Origin of the sequence: Streptococcus sp. D7B5 (genome assembly GCF_029691405.1) — a bacterium.
GTDB lineage: Bacteria > Bacillota > Bacilli > Lactobacillales > Streptococcaceae > Streptococcus.
In genome coordinates, this window is record NZ_CP121467.1 from 1,089,342 (window position 1) to 1,111,280 (window position 21,939).

General features: G+C 40.0%; 11 protein-coding genes. 3 read left to right on the forward strand and 8 right to left on the reverse strand.

Annotated elements, in window-relative coordinates:
- Positions 1–56: 56 nt before the first annotated feature.
- The 5 genes from P8P68_RS05305 to P8P68_RS05325 form a co-directional block, all read right to left on the reverse strand.
- Positions 57–644: a TlpA disulfide reductase family protein gene (locus P8P68_RS05305; protein ID WP_001168152.1), complete on the reverse strand. Its 588-nt coding sequence runs from the start codon at positions 642–644 to the stop codon at positions 57–59.
- 391 nt (positions 645–1,035) lie between these two features.
- Positions 1,036–2,382, reverse strand: a complete 1,347-nt coding sequence (gene glnA, locus P8P68_RS05310) for a type I glutamate--ammonia ligase (protein WP_001122883.1) — start codon at positions 2,380–2,382, stop codon at positions 1,036–1,038.
- Positions 2,383–2,420: 38 nt separating this feature from the next.
- On the reverse strand, positions 2,421–2,777 hold the full coding sequence (glnR, locus tag P8P68_RS05315) for a transcriptional repressor GlnR (RefSeq protein WP_000664333.1): 357 nt from the start codon (positions 2,775–2,777) through the stop codon (positions 2,421–2,423).
- Between the two features lie 76 nt (positions 2,778–2,853).
- The gene (locus P8P68_RS05320) at positions 2,854–3,381 is read right to left on the reverse strand and encodes an aromatic acid exporter family protein (protein WP_000119887.1); all 528 of its coding nucleotides are present in this window, start codon (positions 3,379–3,381) and stop codon (positions 2,854–2,856) included.
- A gap of 132 nt (positions 3,382–3,513) precedes the next feature.
- Positions 3,514–7,929, reverse strand: coding sequence for an antigen I/II family LPXTG-anchored adhesin (locus P8P68_RS05325; RefSeq protein WP_278275721.1), 4,416 nt, complete (start codon positions 7,927–7,929; stop codon positions 3,514–3,516).
- A 294-nt stretch (positions 7,930–8,223) separates the two neighbouring features.
- On the opposite strand from P8P68_RS05325, the gene P8P68_RS05330 reads away from it, so the two are divergent.
- The gene (locus P8P68_RS05330) at positions 8,224–9,252 is read left to right on the forward strand and encodes an ISL3 family transposase (RefSeq protein WP_070837076.1); all 1,029 of its coding nucleotides are present in this window, start codon (positions 8,224–8,226) and stop codon (positions 9,250–9,252) included.
- 80 nt (positions 9,253–9,332) lie between these two features.
- On the opposite strand, the gene P8P68_RS05335 is transcribed toward P8P68_RS05330, so the two are convergent.
- Together P8P68_RS05335 and P8P68_RS05340 are read right to left on the reverse strand one after the other, a co-directional pair.
- The gene (locus P8P68_RS05335) at positions 9,333–13,979 is read right to left on the reverse strand and encodes an antigen I/II family LPXTG-anchored adhesin (RefSeq protein ID WP_278275722.1); all 4,647 of its coding nucleotides are present in this window, start codon (positions 13,977–13,979) and stop codon (positions 9,333–9,335) included.
- A gap of 164 nt (positions 13,980–14,143) precedes the next feature.
- Positions 14,144–15,343, reverse strand: coding sequence for a phosphoglycerate kinase (locus P8P68_RS05340; RefSeq protein ID WP_001096776.1), 1,200 nt, complete (start codon positions 15,341–15,343; stop codon positions 14,144–14,146).
- Positions 15,344–15,697: 354 nt separating this feature from the next.
- Here P8P68_RS05340 and P8P68_RS05345 point away from each other — a divergent pair, with 354 nt between their 5' ends.
- A complete protein-coding gene (locus P8P68_RS05345) occupies positions 15,698–16,624 on the forward strand; it encodes a YafY family protein (RefSeq protein WP_049489966.1) in 927 nt (308 codons plus the stop codon).
- Positions 16,625–16,708: 84 nt separating this feature from the next.
- Entirely contained in the window at positions 16,709–17,077 is a 369-nt protein-coding gene (locus P8P68_RS05350) for a hypothetical protein (protein ID WP_084848923.1), read from the forward strand.
- Positions 17,078–17,194: 117 nt separating this feature from the next.
- Here the strand turns inward: P8P68_RS05350 and P8P68_RS05355 are convergent, their stop codons facing one another.
- Positions 17,195–21,919 (reverse strand): bacterial Ig-like domain-containing protein, encoded by a 4,725-nt coding sequence (locus P8P68_RS05355; RefSeq protein ID WP_278275723.1) that lies wholly within the window; start codon positions 21,917–21,919, stop codon positions 17,195–17,197.
- Positions 21,920–21,939: the final 20 nt, after the last annotated feature.

The window sequence follows — 21,939 nt, forward strand, 5'->3', positions numbered from 1 at the left end:
TCTCTGAAATCCTATTGTGATTTCTTCTTCCTCCTTTTTCCCGAAATGAATGTATGTTAGTTTAGCAATTCTTGTAACTCTTTCGAGAAATTTTCAGCAGTGGTATGATTTACTAATACATTCTTTACCTGTTGCTGTTTTGTCACAAGATACATACTTGGTATGGTTTGAACCTGTAAAAGATCGGCTGCGGACTGATCTTCGTCATAATAATAGGGGAAAGTATATCCTTTTTCTTTGATATACTGATCAGCAGTTTCCTTTGTTTCTTTTCCTGGTTCGTTCATATTCAGAAGAACAAAATGAATTTGATCTCCATACTTTTCATACATCTGCTGAACAATGGGTAGTTGTTTCTGGCAATGCGGACACCAACTAGCCCATTCGACAACTAACATAGGTTTATCATACAGTTCCGAGATAGCAATCAATTTTCCATCTTGAGAGGTCATTTTAAATTCTGGAAGTTGTTGGCCTTTTAAACTCAAAGCCGTATTGTTCTTATCACTAGAAGTTGATTGCGAAACTGACGATGAACCTATATCTCCATCCTTAGTGGGTCTGGTGTAATAAAGCAAACCCACCGCTAAACCTATGATGACACCCACCGCTAAAAATGGTAGCCACCACTTGTCTTTTTGCATAACATCTCCTTTCCTATAATAGTAAAATACAACGAATAAGTCTTTAGCAAATAACATATTAATACAATCAAACAAAAACTGCGACTCATTCATTTCAAATGATATTTTAACATTTACTATTCATTTATACAAGTAATAAGTTGTCAGATAGTAAATTTTTTTAAAAAGTAGAAAATCCCATTAAATACCATCATTGTAAAGTTTTTCTAATCATAAACTTGATTTCGTTTTCTGAGATTTGTCAGAATATTCCCGTTTCCGATGCATAATTGTAAGCAAGGCAAGAAATATGAATTGCCTATATTACCTATACTAAAATTTGCATCAAAATACTTTTATAACATTGCAAAAATAAAAAAGATTATCCAATTAGATAATCTTTTTTATGTTCTTAATACAAATCAAGATAATTATCAACTTCCCATTGTGAAACAAAGGTTGCATAGCTGGCCCACTCGATACGTTTCGCTTCAAGGAAGCTAGTGTAGATGTGTTCACCTAGGGCTGCCTTGACCACGTCATCCTCAGTCAAAGCTTTCAAAGCGTTGTGAAGAGTTGATGGAAGATCAGTGATTCCAGCTTCCTTACGCTCTTCTGCTGTCATGATGTAGATATTCTCTTCGATAGGAGCTGGTGCTTCGATTTTGTTTTCAATACCATGCAAACCAACTTCCAAAAGAACCGCCATAGCGATGTATGGGTTTGCCATTGGGTCCACTGAACGCAACTCAAGACGAGTTCCCATACCACGTGAAGCCGGCACGCGCACAAGTGGCGAACGGTTACGACCAGCCCAAGCAATGTAAACAGGCGCTTCATAACCTGGAACCAAACGTTTGTATGAGTTAACCGTTGGGTTCATGATGGCAGTATAGTTGTAAGCATGTTTGATCAAACCGCCAAGGAAATGGTAGGCCGTTTCAGACAACTGCATTCCTTTTGGATCATTTGGATCAAAGAAGGCATTGTTTCCTTCTGCATCAAACAAGGACATATTACAGTGCATACCTGATCCAGCAATACCAAATTTTGGTTTTGCCATAAAGGTTGCGTACAAACCGTGTTTACGAGCAATGGTTTTTACTACGAGCTTAAAGATTTGAATCTTGTCACAGGCACGAAGGACTTCATCATACTTGAAGTCAATTTCATGTTGTCCAACCGCAACCTCGTGGTGACTCGCTTCTACTTCAAATCCCATTTTGGTCAAGACATTCACGATTTCACGACGTGTATTGTCCGCAAGGTCAGTAGGCGCCAAATCAAAGTAGCCACCCTTGTCATTCACTTCAAGTGTTGGGTCGCCATTTTCATCCAACTTAAATAGGAAGAATTCTGGCTCTGGACCAAGGTTGAAGGATTTGAATCCTACTTCTTCCATATGACGAAGTGCACGCTTCAGATTACCACGTGGGTCACCTGCAAAGGGTTCGCCTTCTGTTGTATAGACATCACAGATCAAACCTGCAACACTTCCATTTTCATCTCCCCAAGGGAAGACTGTCCATGTATCCAAGTCTGGGTACAAGTACATATCTGACTCATTAATACGTACAAAACCTTCAATAGAAGATCCATCAAACATGGCTTTATTTGACAAGACCTTATCTAACTGTTCATCTGTAGCAGGAATTTCGACGTTTTTCATCGTCCCCAGGATATCTGAAAACATGAGACGAATAAAGGTAACATTTTTTTCCTTGACTTCACGACGAATATCTGCAGCTGTGATTGGCATGGGTTTTCTCCTTAATATATATGACTACTTGCGATTGCCTAACCGCGACCAAAGGGTGACCGTACTGAAGCAAAGCGCCCCTGCTGGAGGAGTTCATTGTGAAGTGCGCGACGCACTTCCGTCTGACTCACGGCTTTCTTGGACTTCGCCTCGCGTTCAGCATATTTTTTCTTAATCGCAGCAATATTATGACCTTCAGAGATATAATCTTTGATTTCAAGCAGACGATCCATGTCATTCAACGAATACATGCGACGGTTCCCTTCGTTTCGATCAGGTTTGATCAACTCTTGATCTTCATAATAACGAATCTGACGCGCTGAGAGATCGGTCAATTTCATAACACTGCCGATAGGAAAAACAGCCATATTTCGGCGAAATTCTCTTTCCTTCATTTACAATTTCCTTCTTCCTGTCTATTATAGTCTAAAAAAAGACATACGTCAACGAATAATGTCATAAAATGTAACATTATTTTCTTTTTTTCTCCCAAAAGAGTTTCAGTTGCTCAATATCATAATTTACAAGGATTGCGACAAAAACTCCCATAAATGTTTCAAATACACGTGCAAACACGTACAAAAATGTTTCTCCGCTCGGTATTGATAGGGTAATGATCAACATAGCCGCTACACCACCGATAACTCCTGCCTTGTTGTTCATGGCGACATTTGTCATAATGGTTAACATGGTGCAAATCGGAACAACTAGTAAAGTTACCCAAAAGGCTCCATGAAATAAAGTGTTTAAGAGGAAAAAGACAAGGGCGTAAAAACCGCCAATACTATTTCCTAAGATACGCGAAGTTCCAAAATGGACGCTCTTATCAAAGCTCTCTCGTAAACTGAAGACTGCTGTCAATGCTCCGATTTGAAGCCCCTTCCAGCCAAAAAAACCAAAAATCAAGAGAACTATAAATACGGCAATCCCTGTTTTGAAGGTTCGCATACCAAGCTTGAACTGTGACTTATCAAATTTATATTTTTTAAAATAACTCATAATCTCAACTTTCTACTACCATTTTAACATAAATTAGTTGATTTTATGAGTGAAAATCAATAGGAAGCGTTTTTAATTTAGGGGTACAAAAAAGAGGAAACAGAGTTCCTCTTTTCTATTTAAATTCAGAGCTTAGTTGCTTTCATCTTCTTTCCGTTTCAACTGACCAAGTCCTAAAACTCCTACTAAAGCTGCTAGACCAAGATATGGCATGTAGCTTGAATCATTTGTACCTGTTTGAGGTAGAGTAGGATTCCCTTTTGGATTTGGAGTAGGAGTTGTTGGCTCCTCTGGTTTCTTAGGTTCTGGCGTTGTCGTGCGAACTGTATTTGAAGCATAAGCAACTTTGTTCACAGTATTTACATAGGTATTTTCAAAGGTTCCGACAGCAATTCGTTTCATTTGAATATAAGTCTCAGCCTGGAATGGAGAATCCAACTGAATCTCTTGAAGGAATTCTTCCTTGAAGCGAATTGTAATCATTCCCTTATCTTGATTATGTTCAACCTGTGTTTCAGCTGTTAAGTCTGTCCCTGCCTTAATAACACGACCGTCTTTCAATCGGATATCAACCTTGGCAAGAACTTTATAGTTTCCAGTGTATTGATCACCTTTTTGGTCATAATCATCTACAAAACTATAGTCATTCAAGTCCTCAGAATGATTTTGTGGAATCAAACCACCGATTAAACGATAATTGAAGAACTGGTTCAACGGAATTGTTTGGCCATCAATATTGTCACTGCTTGGATCCATACTGATTGTCACATCTTTTTTCGGTGTGATTTTCGGTACGTTGTTGACAACTACTTCTGTAGCATAGCCATTTCCAAAATCAATTTGGTAGGCTTTGTTTTCATACTTACCACCCGTTTGACCAAATTCAGGTTTAACTGTCATCGGATCTGTGATTAGCAATGATTTTCCTGCTGCTACATAGTTCTTGTAGAATTCAGCTGGATTATCAGCTGAGAAGAGTTGGAAAGCACCTTTAACAGTGATGTTTGCTTTCTTCAACAGATCTTGAACCTTCTTAGGCGCAGCTTCTAAACTATCAAATTGTTGAACACTGACACCTGGTACAAGATTGCCCTCTAGATCACGAATCTTAACCAATTCTGGTTGAAGGGTTAAGGCTTCTTCTGGATAATCATCCACATAGTAGAAACCATTTTGAATCGCTTCTTTAGAAGATTTATCTCCCTTGTATTGGTCCAAATCCCATGTGAGTTCATAGTAGTTCGTTGAACCAGCTAGAACTTCTTTGCCATCAATATTCACACCTTGCTTGTTCTTGTTAACTTTCAAAGGCTTGATGTAGTTGTTATTTGGATTGTCAGGATCATTTGGTTTACCTGGAGTCGTTACACGAACAATGTTTGACTTGACACCGTAGGCGTCGTTGACTGTCAATGTAAAGTTATTCGTATAAGTCGCCCCATCATTCAAGACACGACCAACAACAGTTGGATATAGAGTCTCAAAGGACTTTGTCAAATCTGCATTGAAAGCAGCCAAGGTCTCCTCAGTAGCCTTAAAGGTTACAGTGTGACTAGCTTTATCATAGCTTGTTTCAAAACCTTTGCTTGCAGCCTTGGTTGTTTCCAAATCAAACTGATAGCCAGTTGGAAGTGGATCTACCAATACAAACGAAGTTGTTTTTGGACGACCAGCTGTCAACGCTTCTGTTTTCAACTCAAACTTCACTACAGACTGCTTAGCAACGAGAGTACGATCGATATCTACTCCATCCTCATTTTTAATTTCTTTATTAATCTGAGGTTGTGCAAATAGACGATTGTAATGGAAGTGAACTGTTGGCACCGCTGGTGGTGTTGGCAACTGCTTAGGAGTTGGTGCTACCGGCGGAGTTGGCAATGGATCATAGTTTGGCTCTTCTGGTTTTGATGGCTCTGGTTGATCTGGAGTTTTTACCGGTGGAGTTGGCTCATTTTCATAGCTTGGTGCTACTGGAGCTGGTTCCAATGGTTTCTCTGTCTCATATGTTGGCTCTTCTGGTTTTGATGGCTCCGGTTGATCTGGAGTTTTTACCGGTGGAGTTGGCTCATTTTCGTAGTTTGGTGCTACTGGTGCTGGCTCCAATGGCTTCTCTGTCTCATATGTTGGCTCTTCCGGTTTTGACGGCTCCGGTTGATCTGGAGTTTTTACCGGTGGAGTTGGCTCATTTTCGTAGTTTGGTGCTACTGGAGCTGGTTCCAATGGTTTCTCTGTCTCATACATTGGTTGAGTTGGAGCTGTTGGTGCAACAGGTTTCGTCGGAACCCCAATTGCATTAATGTTTGAATTGAAAGCAAACCAAATATTTCCACTTTTAGAAGAAGCCATATTAAAGCTAATCTCCGATTGAGTTATTTCACCGACAATAGCTCCGTACCAATTATTTGGACTAGAGGTTGTATCCCATTCCGATGTATTCCAACGAGCGCCTAGCGATTTTTCTGCATTTGATGAATCTGCATAAGCAGAGTTATTTTCATGAATCTTGATAGATGAACCAGAAATTGGAATATATCGACCGTTAAAGTTTCTAACACTTTCAATTGCATCTTTATCAATTGCCCCACTACCGTTACCTCTATTTAGAGATGAAAAATTAACTAATCCTCCTGTGAGATTCATAAGTTGACCTTCTTCATCATAAAACTTGACTTTTACATTAATGTTTGTAGAAGTAAAATAATCATTATACCATGCTGTCACAGTTGGATCACTCGAGGCAAACATAGTCATTTTGGTTCCATCGTTAAAACCTGTTTCTTTTAATGTGTAAGTGTAAACTACTTTTGAAATTTTCTTACCATTAAAACTTGAATTTTTTAGACCAGTATAGGTAACATCGACTGGTTTATCCTTTTCTAATACAAGCTTTGCATAAGTGTTATTCGAATTGATTGCATTGAAATATGAATATGCTGTAGATTTTTTCCTATCAGGATTTGTTGGCGAAATCCCCCATGATTTTACCAAAGCATCCAATTCCTGCTGCCCATATTGATGTACAGATGAATCAATTGTTCGTATTGCATTTGGTTCTGATTTAAAGTTCAACGATTGTGATCTTGGTTCTGAAAGATAACCATCTTGTTTCTTTTTACTCTCCGCTTCTGCGAGTGCTGCAGTATAAGCTGCGAACTCTTTCTTATATTTGGCAAGATCTGCTTCATATTTAGCAACTTTAGCTTCGTATTCAGCTTTTGCGGCGGCATTGCGTTGCTTGATTTCGTCATTTTCAGCTTGGAGCGCTGCATTTTTTGCCTTGTTGTCTTCAACTGCCTTCTCGTAAGTTGCTTTTGCATCGGCATTAGCTTTTTGAACGCGAGCTAATTCCGTCTGGTATTCGGCTAGCTTAGCTTGGTAGTCTGCTTCATTGGTAGCATTTGCTCGCTTAACTGCCGCCAAATCTGCTTCGTATTTCTTCACCGCTGCGTCATAAGTCGATTTTGCAGTGGCGTTACGTTGCTTAATCGCCTCATTTTCAGCTTGAATGGCTGTATTTTTAGCTGTGTTTTCTTCAACAGCTTTTTCATAGGCTGCTTTTGCATCAGAATTAGCCTTTTGAACACGTGCCAATTCTGTCTGATAAGCTGCTAATTTAGCTTGATAATCAGCATCATTATCTTCTTTAGCTTTCTTAATAGCTGCAAGATCCGCTTCATACTGCTTCATCGCTGCTTCATAATTCGCTTTTGCAGTTTCATTACGCTGTTTAATGGCTTCATTTTCAGCTTTAAGCGCTTCGTTTTTAGCTGTGTTTTCTTTTACTGCTTTATCATAAGCCTCTTTAGCTTCAGCATTAGCTTTTTGTACTCGAGCTAATTCTGTCTGGTAAGCTGAAAGTTTATTTTGATAATCCTGTTGACTATCTTCATTTGCTTTTTTGACAGTTGCTAAATCTTTTTGATATTGTGCTAGCTTAGCCTCATACTCTGCTTTAGCTGTTGCATTGGCAGTGTTGATTTTTCCAACTTCTTCTTGATGACTTTTTAGATCTTTTTGATACTTGTCATCCGCTGCTTTGTTTTCAGCATTGATTTTATCTGTTTCAGCCTGATGAGCTGCGACTTCCTTTTTATATGCTTCAGTTGTTTTCTTTACTTCTTCAGCCTGTTTAGCATAGTCGCTTTTAATCTCATCTTGTTTTTGAGCATTCTCTGTAGCAGTTGTGGCTGTTCCTTTGTCTTTTGTTTCATCTTGAACTACCTTAACTCCTGCAGATTTTGCATCAGCAACTGCTTTATCCAAATCAGCTGATGATACTTCTACTGGTAAAGCTGAGTCTTTAGAACCAGCCTTAGCTTGGCTTTCTTTGGCAACTTGACTCATTTCACCCTGAGCTTCAGGTAGATTTGTAGCTGGGTTCCCGGTACTTGTAACTTCAACCGCACTTGTGCTTGTTGTCTCTTTTACTTCATCAGCAAAAACTGCCTGATCTGCAAAAGCAATCAAAGCAGTCCCTAAAACAGCGCCACACAAAGTTTTTGCAACCTTGCTTTTACGAAATCCATAGACTTCTTTTCTATTTTTCATTATAAGTCATTTCCTTATCTAAATTTAGTCGTTACTTCTTATATTAACACTTTACAAGGCAAGATACAAATATTTACTCTTTTTTCTTTTTATTTATAGAAAAATTTCACCTATTTATAAATTAAAAAGAAGATGGTCACACCATCTTCTTTTAGTTAAACTATTTATTTTGGCTCTATAATATTTGTAGTGGGTAAATCCCCTATAGATATTATGGAGCCTATTTTGTTGTAGAAAAAAAGTCTCATATGACCTATAATGAAAAGCAACCAAACCATCATTAGAAAGAGCCATATGGAACAATTACATTTTATCACAAAACTACTCGATATCAAAGACCCTAATATCCAAATTATAGACATCATCAGTAAGGATACCCACAAGGAAATCATCGCTAAAATGTATTATGATGCTCCACTTTGTCCTGATTGCGGAAGCCAAATGAAGAAATATGACTTTCAAAAACCTTCTAAAATCCCTTACCTTGAAACGACTGGTATGCCTACTAGAATTCTCCTTAAAAAACGCCGTTTTAAGTGCTATCAGTGCTCTAAAATGATGGTCTCTGAGACTCCTATAGTCAAGAAAAATCACCAAATCCCTCGTATCATCAACCAAAAGATTGCCCAGAAGCTAATTGAAAAGACTTCTATGACTGGCATTGCCCATCAGCTGTCTATTTCAACTTCAACTGTCATTCGCAAACTCAATGACTTCCGTTTTAAGCATGATTTTTCTCGTCTGCCTGAGATTATGTCCTGGGACGAGTATACCTTCACTAAGGGAAAGATGAGTTTTATTGCGCAAGATTTTGAAAAGCTCAATATCATCACTGTTCTTGAGGGCAGAACACAAGCTATCAAGCGCTACTGGAAACTCATTCAACAGGATAGTCGTAAACTCAGTGATAAGCGTTTTTATCGCCCTACTTTTCGTATGCACTTAACCAATAAAGAAATCCTAGACAAGCTTTTGAGCTATTCAGAAGACTTGAAACACCACTATCATCTCCATCAACTCTTGCTTTTTCACTTTCAGAATAAGGAACCAGAGAAATTTTTCGGACTCTTTGAAAACAATATAAAGAAGGTTCATTCTCTTTTTCAGACTGTCTTTAAAACATTTCTAAAGGACAAAGGGAAAATCGTCAATGTCCTTCAGTTATCCTATTCCAACGCAAAATTGGAAGCGACTAATAATCTCATCAAACTTATCAAACGCAATGCCTTTGGTTTTCGGAACTTTGAAAACTTCAAGAAGCGAATTTTCGTCGCTCTGAATATCAAAAAAGAAAGGACGAAATTTGTCCTTTCTCGAGCTTAGCTTTTCTTCAACCCACTACAGTTGACAACGAGCCAAAAAAGAGGAAACAGAGTTCCTCTTTTCTATTTAACTTTTAGAGCTTACTTGCTTTCATCTTCTTTCCGTTTCAACTGACCAAGTCCTAAAACTCCTACTAAAGCTGCTAGACCAAGATATGGCATGTAGCTTGAATCATTTGTACCTGTTTGAGGTAGAGTAGGATTCCCTTTCGGATTTGGAGTAGGAGTTGTTGGCTCCTCTGGTTTCTTAGGTTCTGGCGTTGTCGTGCGAACTGTATTTGAAGCATAAGCAACTTTGTTCACAGTATTTACATAGGTATTTTCAAAGGTTCCGACAGCAATTCGTTTCATTTGAATATAAGTCTCAGCCTGGAATGGAGAATCCAACTGAATCTCTTGAAGGAATTCTTCCTTGAAGCGAATTGTAATCATTCCCTTATCTTGATTATGTTCAACCTGTGTTTCAGCTGTTAAGTCTGTCCCTGCCTTAATAACACGACCGTCTTTCAATCGGATATCAACCTTGGCAAGAACTTTATAGTTTCCAGTGTATTGATCACCTTTTTGGTCATAATCATCTACAAAACTATAGTCATTCAAGTCCTCAGAATGATTTTGTGGAATCAAACCACCGATTAAACGATAATTGAAGTACTGGTTCAACGGAATGGTTTGACCATCGATATTGTCACTACTTGGATCCATACTGATTGTCACATCTTTTTTCGGTGTGATTTTCGGTACGTTGTTGACAACTACTTCTGTAGCATAACCATTTCCAAAATCAATTTGGTAAGCTTTGTTTTCATACTTACCACCCGTTTGACCAAATTCAGGTTTAACTGTCATCGGATCTGTGATTAGCAATGATTTTCCTGCTGCTACATAGTTCTTGTAGAATTCGGCTGGATTATCAGCTGAGAAGAGTTGGAAAGCACCTTTAACAGTGATGTTTGCTTTCTTCAACAGATCTTGAACCTTCTTAGGCGCAGCTTCTAAACTATCAAACTGTTGAACACTGATACCTGATACAAGATTGCCCTCTAGATCACGGATCTTAACCAATTCTGGTTGAAGGGTTAAGGCTTCTTCTGGATAATCATCCACATAGTAGAAACCATTTTGAATCGCTTCTTTAGAAGATTTATCTCCCTTGTATTGGTCCAAATCCCATGTGAGTTCATAGTAGTTCGTTGAACCAGCTAGAACTTCTTTGCCATCAATATTCACACCTTGCTTGTTCTTGTTAACTTTCAAAGGCTTGATGTAGTTGTTATTTGGATTGTCAGGATCATTTGGTTTACCTGGAGTCGTTACACGAACAATGTTTGACTTAACACCGTAGGCGTCGTTGACTGTCAATGTAAAGTTATTTGTATAAGTTGCCCCATCATTCAAGACACGACCAACAACCGTTGGATAAAGAGTTTCAACAGGTTTAGTTAAATCAGCATTGTATGTTGCCAATGTCTCCTCAGTAGCCTTAAAGGTTACAGTGTGACTAGCTTTGTCATAGCTTGTTTCAAAACCTTTGCTTGCAGCCTTGGTTGCTTCCAAATCAAACTGATAGCCAGTTGGAAGTGGATCTACCAATACAAATGAAGTTGTTCTTGGACGCCCTGCAGTTAAAGCTTCTGTTTTCAACTCAAACTTCACTACAGACTGCTTAGCAACTAGAGTACGATCGATATCTACTCCATCCTCATTTTTAATTTCTTTATTAATCTGAGGTTGTGCAAAAAGACGATTGTAATGGAAGTGAACTGTTGGCACCGCTGGTGGTGTTGGCAACTGCTTAGGAGTTGGTGCTACCGGCGGAGTTGGCAATGGATCATAATTTGGCTCTTCTGGTTTTGATGGCTCTGGTTGATCTGGAGTTTTTACCGGTGGAGTTGGCTCATTTTCATAGCTTGGTGCTACTGGTGCTGGTTCCAATGGTTTCTCTGTTTCATATGTTGGCTCTTCCGGTTTTGACGGCTCCGGTTGATCTGGAGTTTTTACCGGTGGTGTTGGCTCATTTTCATATGTTGGTGCTACTGGTGCTGGTTCCAATGGTTTCTCTGTCTCATATGTTGGCTCTTCCGGTTTTGACGGCTCCGGTTGATCTGGAGTCTTAACTGGCGGAGTTGGCTCATTTTCATATGTTGGTACTACTGGTGCTGGCTCCAATGGTTTTTCCACTTCATAAGTAGGAGCTTGTGGTTCAGTTGGCGCTACTGGTGGAGTTGGTTTTTCCTTAGTAATTTTCGGAACGTTAACCGCACGAATCTTACCATTGAGTGAGTACCAAATGTTTGGTCTTTTACCTTCGGTATTATCTCTTCTAGGTACTTGAGGCATTTCCGCTACAGGCATCACATTAGTAGCAGACGTTGCACCAACCGTAATGTAATTATTAGGGCCTGACATTCTAATAGCTCCTGCACCATACCAAGAGTTTGGTGCATCAGAGGAATCCCAACCAGAACCAGGTTGACTATTTTTATACATGGTCCAACGAGATCCACCTTCGCCTTGTTTAAAGTTCAAGGTTTCAGTAGCATAAATCATGCCATTCTTTTCACCGATGGATGAGCCAGAGATTTTAACAAACTTACCACTATAATCCTTGGCCATTTCAATAGAGTTGTGCTCACGGTTAAGTGAGGCTACAGAAAGAAGGGCGTTATCAAAATTAATTGGCTGATCATTTTCATCATAGAAGGTGAATTCATTTTTAATGAAAAGCGAAGTATCTTTTTCTACTTGACCCGTATAGGCTGAAGCAAAGACTCCTAGAGTAGGGTCAGTAAAGATTCCCAACCAAACTTTCCCACTAGGATTTTTAAATTGAGAAGAAGGATCTACAGTATATTTGTAAACAATCTTCGAAATCTTTTTACCGTTGTAGTAGGAATTTTGAAGGTTGGTATAAGTCGCTGTTACGCTTTGACCACGTTCTAGAAGAACAGATCCCCATTTAACTTCAGTTTTATTCCCTACATTGGTGGTCCAGTCAGATTTGTTATTGATGTTCCCATACAATTCTACTGAAGAAGTAGTAGCACCGTTTTCCAAATTCTTGACATTCAGGTTGTCTAACTGAAGATTCTTTTTACCATACTGGTCTGTGTCTTTCTTAAAGGCTTCATCAACAGCTGCTGCTGTAAGAAGTTTTCCTTCTGTTTTGAGGTCAAGTTGAGCATTCGGTTCTAAATCATAAACCAAGCTCTGAGCAGATGGCTTAGACAAGTAACCATCTTGATCTTTTTTCTTTTCAAGTTCTACAAGTGCTGCCTTAATTTGGGCCTGCTCATCTTCATAAGCCTTCAACTTAGCCGGATACTCAGCCAACTCTTTCTTATATTTGGCAAGATCTGCTTCATATTTAGCTAATTTGGCTTCATAGTCAGTTTTAGCTGCGGCATTCCGTTGCTTGATTTCTTCGTTTTCAGCTTGGAGCGTTGCATTTTTTGCCTTGTTGTCTTCAACGGCCTTCTCATAAGCTGCTTTAGCATCAGCATTTGCCTTTTGAACGCGGGCTAGTTCTGTCTGGTATTCAGCTAGCTTAGCTTGGTAGTCAGCTTCACTGTCTTCGTTGGCTTTCTTTACTGCTGCCAAATCTGCTTCATATTGCTTCAACGCTGCTTCATAAGTCGCTTTAGCCGTCTCATTACGTTGCTTAATGGCTTCATTTTCAGCTTGAATGGCTGTATTTTTAGCTGTGTTTTCTTCAACAGCCTTCTCATAAGCTGCTTTAGCATCAGCATTTGCCTTTTGAACACGTGCCAGCTCTGCTTGGTAAGCTGCTAATTTGGCTTGGTAATCAGCATCATTATCTTCCTTAGCTTTTTTAATAGCCGCAAGATCTGCTTCATACTGCTTCATGGCAGCGTCATAGTTGGCTTTGGCTGTTGCATTGCGTTGCTTAATAGCTTTATTTTCAGCTTGGAGTGCACCATTTTTAGCAGTATTTTCCTTTACTGCTTTTTCATAAGCTGCTTTAGCTTCAGCATTTGCTTTTTGAACACGCGCCAATTCTGCTTGGTAAGCTGAAAGCTTGTTTTGATAATCAAGCTGACTGTCTTCATTAGCTTTTTGAACAGCTGCTAAGTCTTTTTGATATTGAGCTAGCTTCGCTTCATATTCTGCCTTTGCTGTCGCATTAGCAGTGTTGATTTTTTCAACCTCAGCTTGATGAGCTTTCAAATCTTCTTGATACTTATCTTCAGTAGCTTTGTTTTCAGCATTGATTTTATCTGTTTCAGCCTGATGAGCTGCGACTTCCTTTTTATATGCTTCAGTCGTTGTCTTTACTTCTTCAGACTGTTTAGCATAGTCGCTTTTAATTTCATCTTGTTTTTGAGCATTTTCTGTAGCAGTTGTAGCTGTTCCTTTGTCTTTTGTTCCATCTTGAACCACCTTAACTCCTGCAGATTTTGCATCAGCAACTGCTTTATCCAAATCAGCTGATGATACTTCTACTGGCAAAGCTGAGTCTTTAGAACCAGCCTTAGCTTGGCTTTCTTTGGCAACTTGGCTCATTTCACCCTGAGCTTCAGGTAGATTTGTGGCTGGGTTCCCTGTAGTAGCTACCTCAACTGTACTTGTACTAGTTGTCTCTGTAACTTCATCAGCAAATACTCCTTTGTCTGCAAAAGCAATCAAAGCAGTTCCTAAAACAGCACCACACAACGTTTTCGCAACTTTGCTTTTACGAAATCCATAGACTTCTTTTTTATTTTTCATTATAATCCTTTTCCTTATCTAAATTTAGTCGTTACTTTTTATACTAGCACTTTACAAGGCAGGATGCAAATATTTACTCTTTTTTTATTTATAGAAAAATTCCACCTATTTATAAATTAAATTAAAAAGAAGATGGTCACACCATCTTCCTTTAGTTAAACTATTTATTTTTCAGTCAAAGCTGCAAGTCCTGGCAATACTTTACCTTCAAGGAGTTCCATTGATGCTCCACCACCAGTAGAGATCCATGAGAACTTGTCTGCACGGCCAAGGTTGATGGCTGCAGCAGCTGAGTCACCACCACCGATGATTGATTTAACACCAGGTTGTTTCACGATAGCGTCCATGACACCGATTGTACCAGCTTGGAAGTCAGGGTTTTCAAATACACCCATAGGTCCGTTCCATACAACTGTTTTGGCACCAGTCAAAGCTTCGTCAAATTTAGCGATAGATTTTGGACCGATATCCAAACCAAGGAAACCTGGGTCTACTGCTTCACCTTCAGTGTCTTTCACTTCAGTGTAGTCAGCAAATGCGTTTGCTTCTTTTGAGTCAACTGGCAAGATCAATTTGCCGTTTGCTTTTTCAAGAAGAGCTTTCGCAACATCCAATTTGTCTTCTTCTACAAGTGAGTTACCGATTTCGATACCTTGAGCTTTGTAGAATGTGTAAGTCATCCCACCACCGATAAGCACTTTATCAGCTTTTTCAAGCAAGTTTTCGATAACACCAATCTTGTCTGAAACTTTTGAACCACCAAGAATCGCTACGAATGGACGTTCTGGAGCTTCAACTGCTTCTTGGATGTAAGCAATCTCGTTTTCAAGAAGGAATCCAGCAACTGCTTTTTCAACGTTTGCTGAGATACCAACGTTAGATGCGTGTGCACGGTGAGCTGTACCAAATGCATCGTTTACGAAGATACCGTCTCCAAGTGATGCCCAGTATTTACCAAGCTCAGGATCGTTTTTAGATTCTTTCTTGCCATCAACATCTTCGAAACGAGTGTTTTCAACCAAGAGAACTTGTCCATCTTCAAGAGCGTTAACAGCGGCTTCCAATTCAGCACCACGTGTAACACCTGGGATAAATTTAACTTCTTGTCCCAATTTAGTAGCCAAGTCAGCAGCTACAGGAGCAAGTGATTTACCTTCTTTGTCTGCTTCTTCTTTTACACGTCCAAGGTGAGAGAAGAGGATTGCACGTCCACCTTGTTCAAGGATGTACTTGATAGTTGGAAGAGCTGCAGTGATACGGTTGTCATTGGTAATCACGCCATCTTTAACAGGTACGTTGAAGTCAACACGAACGAGAACTTTTTTCCCTTTCAAGTCAACGTCTTTAACAGTCAATTTTGCCATTAGATATGACTCCTTCTTTTTTTATACGTGTTAATTATATCACAAAATCCGCAAAAGAGATAGAAAAACCCTAAACTTTTCTAGTTCTTTCTTCTATCTATTAACCTAAAAACCTAGGATTGCAGTCCGGAAAAGAGCAATCTTTACATAATTCGGTTGGAATAATTTAGGCAAATTTCTTGATTGATCTGCCTAATTACTTCTATACTATTCTCTTTCTAAGATTTTAATCCTTTAATATTCTAAACTCTACAGTCCTTCTTTTTGAATTGCTAGGTTTCTTATTATACAATATAACTAAAATAGTTTCTTCAGTTTGTGCTATTTGAGATTAAAAGAAGGGGAATTGCTATCATGAAATTAGAAAGACTAATCTATATTCTACTGTCTCTTTTAAATAAGAAGAGGATAACAGCTAAAGAGATTGCAGAGAGGTTTGAAATATCTACTCGAACTGTATATAGGGACATGGATACACTCAGTTTAGCGGGGATCCCAATCTATTCGGAACGCGGAGATAAGGGAGGTTTCTATATACCAAGCGACTATAAGATAGACAGGAACTTTTTCACTGAGGAAGAGAGACAGTTTATCATTAATATGAGCCAAAATGTTAGTAAAATCGTTGGTCATTCAAGTCTTGACAGTATCGAACACAAGCTTTCTTCTCAAGATATTGCAAGAGCAAACAGTCCTTTTTACTTTGATCTCAGTTCCTGGACTCTTAATACAAATTATTTACTAGACATTGAGGAAGCGATACAAACTGAACAGATGATTTCTTTTTCTTACTATTCGAAAAAGCAAGAGAAAAGTCAGCGAACGGTTATTCCATACAGATTGATCTATAAACTGAATGCTTGGTATGTTATCGGTTACTGCTTAGAAAAATTAGATTTTCGTATTTTTAAATTAACTCGAATTCGTGAACTAGAACTAGTGGAGATAAAAGATAAACCATTCGATTATCCACGTTTATCTCAAGAAAAGTTAGAGCTTTTTTTAAATCCCCCCAAAAATAAAGTGGAGGGGCAAAGAGAAGAAATCGAACTAGTTTTTACAAGATTTGCACTCCCAAAAATCTACGATCACTTCACGGAAGAAGAAATCAGAGTCGAGGACGAAATAATAAAAGTTCAAGCATTCAGAGCTTTAACTCCTGCATTTTTTGATTTACTCTTAAGCTTTGGTTATCAAGTAAAGGTCGTATCTCCAAGTCACTTACAAAATCTACTGGTCAGTACTCTCAAAAAAAATCTTCAGCAATATGACAACCTGTAGTCATATTTCCTTTTGTATACTCTTAAGTGGGCAAAATATTTCGTGATATTCATCATAGCCCAATTATTTTACAGGAGGTTCCAAATGGATACAAAAACACTTGCAGAAAGCTATTTTACGGCAGTAAATGAGGGAGGCTGGGAAGATTTCGTAGCTGAAAACTTTGACTATGGCATGTGCGATAGTATAAAAATTCGACAAGGACGTGATATTTATTTGCAAGGTGCAGGCCAATTCTATGCTTTGAGCCAGCATCTTGAAGTGAAGCAATTACTTGTTGATGGTCGAGCAGTCTCAGCTTTAAATCGCTACCGTCTACATTCTCCTCAAGGAAAAGAACTTGAACTGGATGTCGCAGAATTTCTGAAATTCGATGAATTTGATAAATTAGTTGCATCCAATATTTATTTCGACACCTATCGTTTCCAAAAATTTATCCAAGGAATTGAATAACAAAAATCTAGCTTCAAATTTACTCTTCAATTTCAAAACTAAAAACAAGGCCTGACTAATCTACAGTCAAACCTTGTTTTTTATTTTTATGAGAAAATCCAAGATTCGTAAATCTGATTAGTCTTCTCTCTTCTTTCCAGCAAGCAAGCCGTAGCCACTCATTAGTCCGAGGAGTCCCAGCGCTACTAGACTAGCATCTCTTGTCGCTCCCGTATTTGGAAGCTCTTTACTTACTTCTTCAATTTTTGCTGGTGCTGCTGAAAGAGCTTGATCTCTTGTTTGTGAGACTTGCTCTTCTTTCGTTCCTACTTCGACAATTTCTGGAAGAGCTTCCTTGAGAACCTCAGTAGAATGAAGGGTGCGTTTGCCCTGAGCATCAACTTCTACAAAGCGACGAACTTGGCCTTCAACGCCTGCTTGAACTAGCTGGCGTTTGCCTTTGAGAAGGGCTGCATTTGGTCGTTCTTGACGTTCGAAGGAAACTGTTCCCTCTTCAACTTCCAGTTTCGGAGTTTCTAGAACTAAATCTTTCACACCTTCAGCTGGTTGGTTGCTTGATAGAACTTTTGTTCCAACTTCGGTGATTTCTGGGATTGCTTCCTTGACTACCTCAGTCGAACGAAGAGTGCGTTTGCCTTGGCTATCTACTTCTACAAAGTGGCGGACTTGACCTTCAACTCCTTTTTGGACAAGTTGACGTTGACCTTTCAGAAGATCCACATTTGGTCGCTCTTGACGTTCAAAGGCTGTTGTTTCAGTTTCAACAACTAGTTCAGGGAGGGCTTCAACTGTTGGGGCCACTTCATTAGGATCCATGCTACCAACATGGTGACTTTCTTCTGCAGGAGCTAGTTTCTTATTTAGCTTTTCTTTCATTTCCGCAAAATCTTGTGGAGTTGGCATCTCTGAAGCCAACAAAGTTTCTGCTTGGGCAATCAACTCAGCTTGAGAATCTTTTTCACGAAGGGATTCGAGCAAACCTTCCAATTCTTCTCTAGCAGTCTGATAACGTTGATTTCCATCCAAGTCTGTCCCTGCTTGTTTCAACTCATTCAAAGCCTGGTTGACTTCTTCTTGGCTAGCATTATGGTTTTCTGCTACAGCTTTCGCTGCATTGAGCTTCTCTACTAGTGCTGCTTGTTTGTCCTCGCTTGAGAAGGTGTAGGCAAGGGTTGACTGACGGCCTTGGGCAGCAGTAATTTCTTGTTTGAGGTACTCGTCGTTGACAGCTGCTTTTGGAGAAACCAAGACGTCAAACTCAGCTGTGTGTCCCTTGTAATGAAGGGTCAAGGTCTGACGACCAGTCTTTTGAGCATCGTAGCCCGTAATTTCAACACCTTGATCCGTGAAGGCATGGCTTTCTTCTGTCTCATCATCATAGAGAATGCCGAAGCGCCCTTCTGCAAGATCCAGTTGCTCTCCTACTAGATAGTCCGTTTTCGGTTTCTGAGTAATGTACAGACCTGCTACTTCCTTTGGTTTTCCTTCATCTTGACCAGTCACTTGTACCTTCAAGTCACCGCTTACTGGAAGTCCAAGATAGCTAACTGTGAGCTTTTGTTCCCCTTTTTGATGAGCGTTGTAGCCAGATACTGTCACACCTGAATGAGTAAGGTTGATCAGCTCATCGGCTTGTCCCTCTTCGTATTGAACACGGAGAGTGCCGCCTCTAAGGTCCAGTTTTTCTCCCTCTTTATAAACTGTCTTCTTAGGCCCTTTTTCAAGACTAACTGCAACAATTTTTCTCTCATCCTGCGGAATCGCTACTGCCAAGGTGTTACTGATTTCTTTTCCAGGTAGTTGGGTACGATAGTAGAGGAGAGTTGGTTGCTTGTCAAAGCCCAATGGTGCTGTTGCCAAGTCGCCTCCAGTTTCAGACTTCAAAGTTGCAATCGGTGTTTGTGAATCTGCCTTGTCGTAAACGGTGATAGTTGCACCCGCTGGAACATCAGAGAAGCCTAGTTGAACTTGATGGTTTCCAAGTGAACGGGCAGCTACCTTAGCCATTGGAATATTTTGACTTTCTGTATCTAGTGTTTCGTACATCTTCCAGTTATAGATGCGAATGGCTTTCCAAGGTGTCCCATTATCTGAAGTGATAACTTTTAGGCGCCAGTCTTGAGCAGTAATTGGTTTGTCAAGAGTGATATCTGTCACGTGCGCTTTATTGCCACGGACTTCCTTGGCTAGTTTCCACTCACCGTCTGTATCCTTGTAGTAAAGATCAAAGTCCTTGGTATTCATCAAACCGTCGTTTACGGATTCTCCACCAGCTCCCGCATGATCCATGACCCATCTAACAACGGTACGTGGCTTGGTCAAGCGAATATCCACACTACCGCTCAACTGAGCTGAAGACCACTTATCTGACAAGCTAGTAATGGTACCGTTCAACATACCTTCGATGCCTTCTCCACCTTCAGTATTTGGGAAAGTGCTACCGATAACTGTTGCCCCTGGAACAATATTTTCAGCCAAAGGTCTTGGGAGGGTCGTATCCTGAACTGTCATCCCCCAGTTAAAGAATGCCGTCGCTGCTTCAGAACGAAGTCCATTTTTACCAACCGCAACGACTTTCAATTCCTGAGTCCTACCAGTCGCATTAGCAGAGCGGCTAACTTTTGGCAAGTAGATAGTGGAAGCAGATGATCCTGTCAACAAACGCCAGTTATCCCCATCTTTTTCGTAGACTTCATAGAAATCTGCATCTTGGTTACCCGCAAACTGAACCACTGCTTCAGCTTCTTGAGCATTCTTAAGAGATTGTTTCACTACTGAGAGACCTGTAGGTGCTTGTGGCGCTTGGTGATTGTCCGAGATAGTTAATTGTCCTAGGTTGAACTGGTAATCTTTTACAGAACCTTCATGCTCGAAGAAGAGTTTGACTGCATAGATGGTTTTTCCAGCTAGTGAGCTAAGGTCAAATTCTTCATTCTTCCAGTCATCAGAGAGAGTCAGTTCTTTCCATGCAGCTGCATCCTCAAATTTGTAGTCTGGAGTCGTAGAGAAGGCCATATAAACTTTAGAGCCTTTTCCTCCCTTGTGGGCAACCCGAAGTTTGGTGTTTTCAGTTACTTCTAGTTTGGTAGAATACAAATTCACATCCTGGTCCGTCTTACCAGCTACATCACCTGAGAATTTAAGGGAGTTACCTCCATTATAGGCATCTGTAAAGTCATATTCTGCACGAAGTTTTTCCCCCGTTGAAGTCTGCCACCAGCGCCATGTTGGCAAGACACCTGAAACCGAACGGTAGTTCCACTCAGAATCCTTAGAAACTTTACCGTCTACAAACCACTTTCTACCATGGCCTGTATTAAAAGAGGTCGTGAAGGTTCGGCCAACTGCTGGTGTGCGGTCAGCAACTAAATTGGCAATCCCATACCACTCTTTGTCAGCTGGTTTTTGAGCCGTTGGATCTCCTTGGTAGCCTGTGAAGAAGATATCTTCGTTCTTGTGGTAGTCTTCGCCTGTTTTTCCTAGACTGGTAATCGTATCTGGTGCAAAAAGTCCAAGTGACAAACGCAACTTGCCTTTTTCATCTAAGAGGGCATCCCATTTGACTTTGGTCTTATAAGAGCCACCTTGTTGCAATTCCAAGCCTGCAAAGACATCATACTGGCTACGTTCTAGCCATTTTGCCATCTCTACGGAGTGGTCATTCTTTTCCTTGTTCCAGTTGAAATTGGCAAAAAATTGATCTGCAGGGACTTTGTCTCCTTCTTTTTGCATGAACTGGTAGTTGTAATCACCTAGACCATCTTCGTGGTAACGACCATATTTGTAGGTCATGGCATCGTACCAAGCATACTTGATTGGGTGGTTGACCTTAGCTGCATATTCTTTTGTATAGAGCATGAATTGGCGCATTTTTTCACCAAGAGGTGCTACCAATTCCCCCGTTGTTTCCTGATTAATGAAATATCCATCAAATCCATAGTACTTAGCAAGATCGACAAGTTTCCGTGCGATAGGGAAGGTGCCATCTGCATCTTGTTTCAAGGCAGCTGCAAATTTCTCTTGGTCGGCAATGCTATTTGACCAGTTGAAAAAGAGTGTTCCATAAACGGGAACTCCGTTGCGGTGACCGGCATCAATGACATCTGGAGTTGGAACTAGACCTTCCCAGAAGACCATTGAATCCAAGTATTGCCAGTAATCAAAAGCGTAGGCCTTGAATTCCTCACCACCGACAGAAGCGTGGTCTTTAGCTTTTGAGTTGGTATTTGCTAGAGCTTGAACCTTGGCTCTTCTGCTTGCTTTTTCATTAACCAACTGGCCTCTATGGCGCTTGGCGAGTTCAACTGATGAACGGTTAATGGGATCATCCTCACGCGCACCCGGTTCCCATTTCAACAAATCCTCCCAAGTATCAAATTTGATTTCTTTTGGTCGGAGACTCTTTTCTTCATTTTTAGGAACGTCTGCTAGAGTCGGTTTGTCGGCTTTCTTCTCAGTCACTTGAGGAGCTTCCGCTGGTTTGACTTCTTCTTTTTCAGTTGGTTGAGCAGGTTTTTCAGTTTTATCTGTCAGAGCTGGCTTCGCTTCTTCTTTTTCATTAACCAGATCCGTTATTGCTGGAGTGTTTTCTGAAATTGGTTGCTCAGCTACTTTGTTTTCAGTTTCCTCTAATTGTTTTTCGATAGCTGCAGTGTCTGGATTAGCGGTTTCACTCGCACTTGTAGCTTGGGCGCTCGTATTTGCAGCTGTTTCAGGAACACCAACCTGTTCCGCAAGAGCTGGGCTCGCAAATAAAGCTGAACCAATTATCAAGGAACAAGCCCCGATTGACAGCTTACGAATACTGTAACGGCAACGTTTTTCAAAAAATAGATTTTTCATCTTATCCTCCTAATAAAATA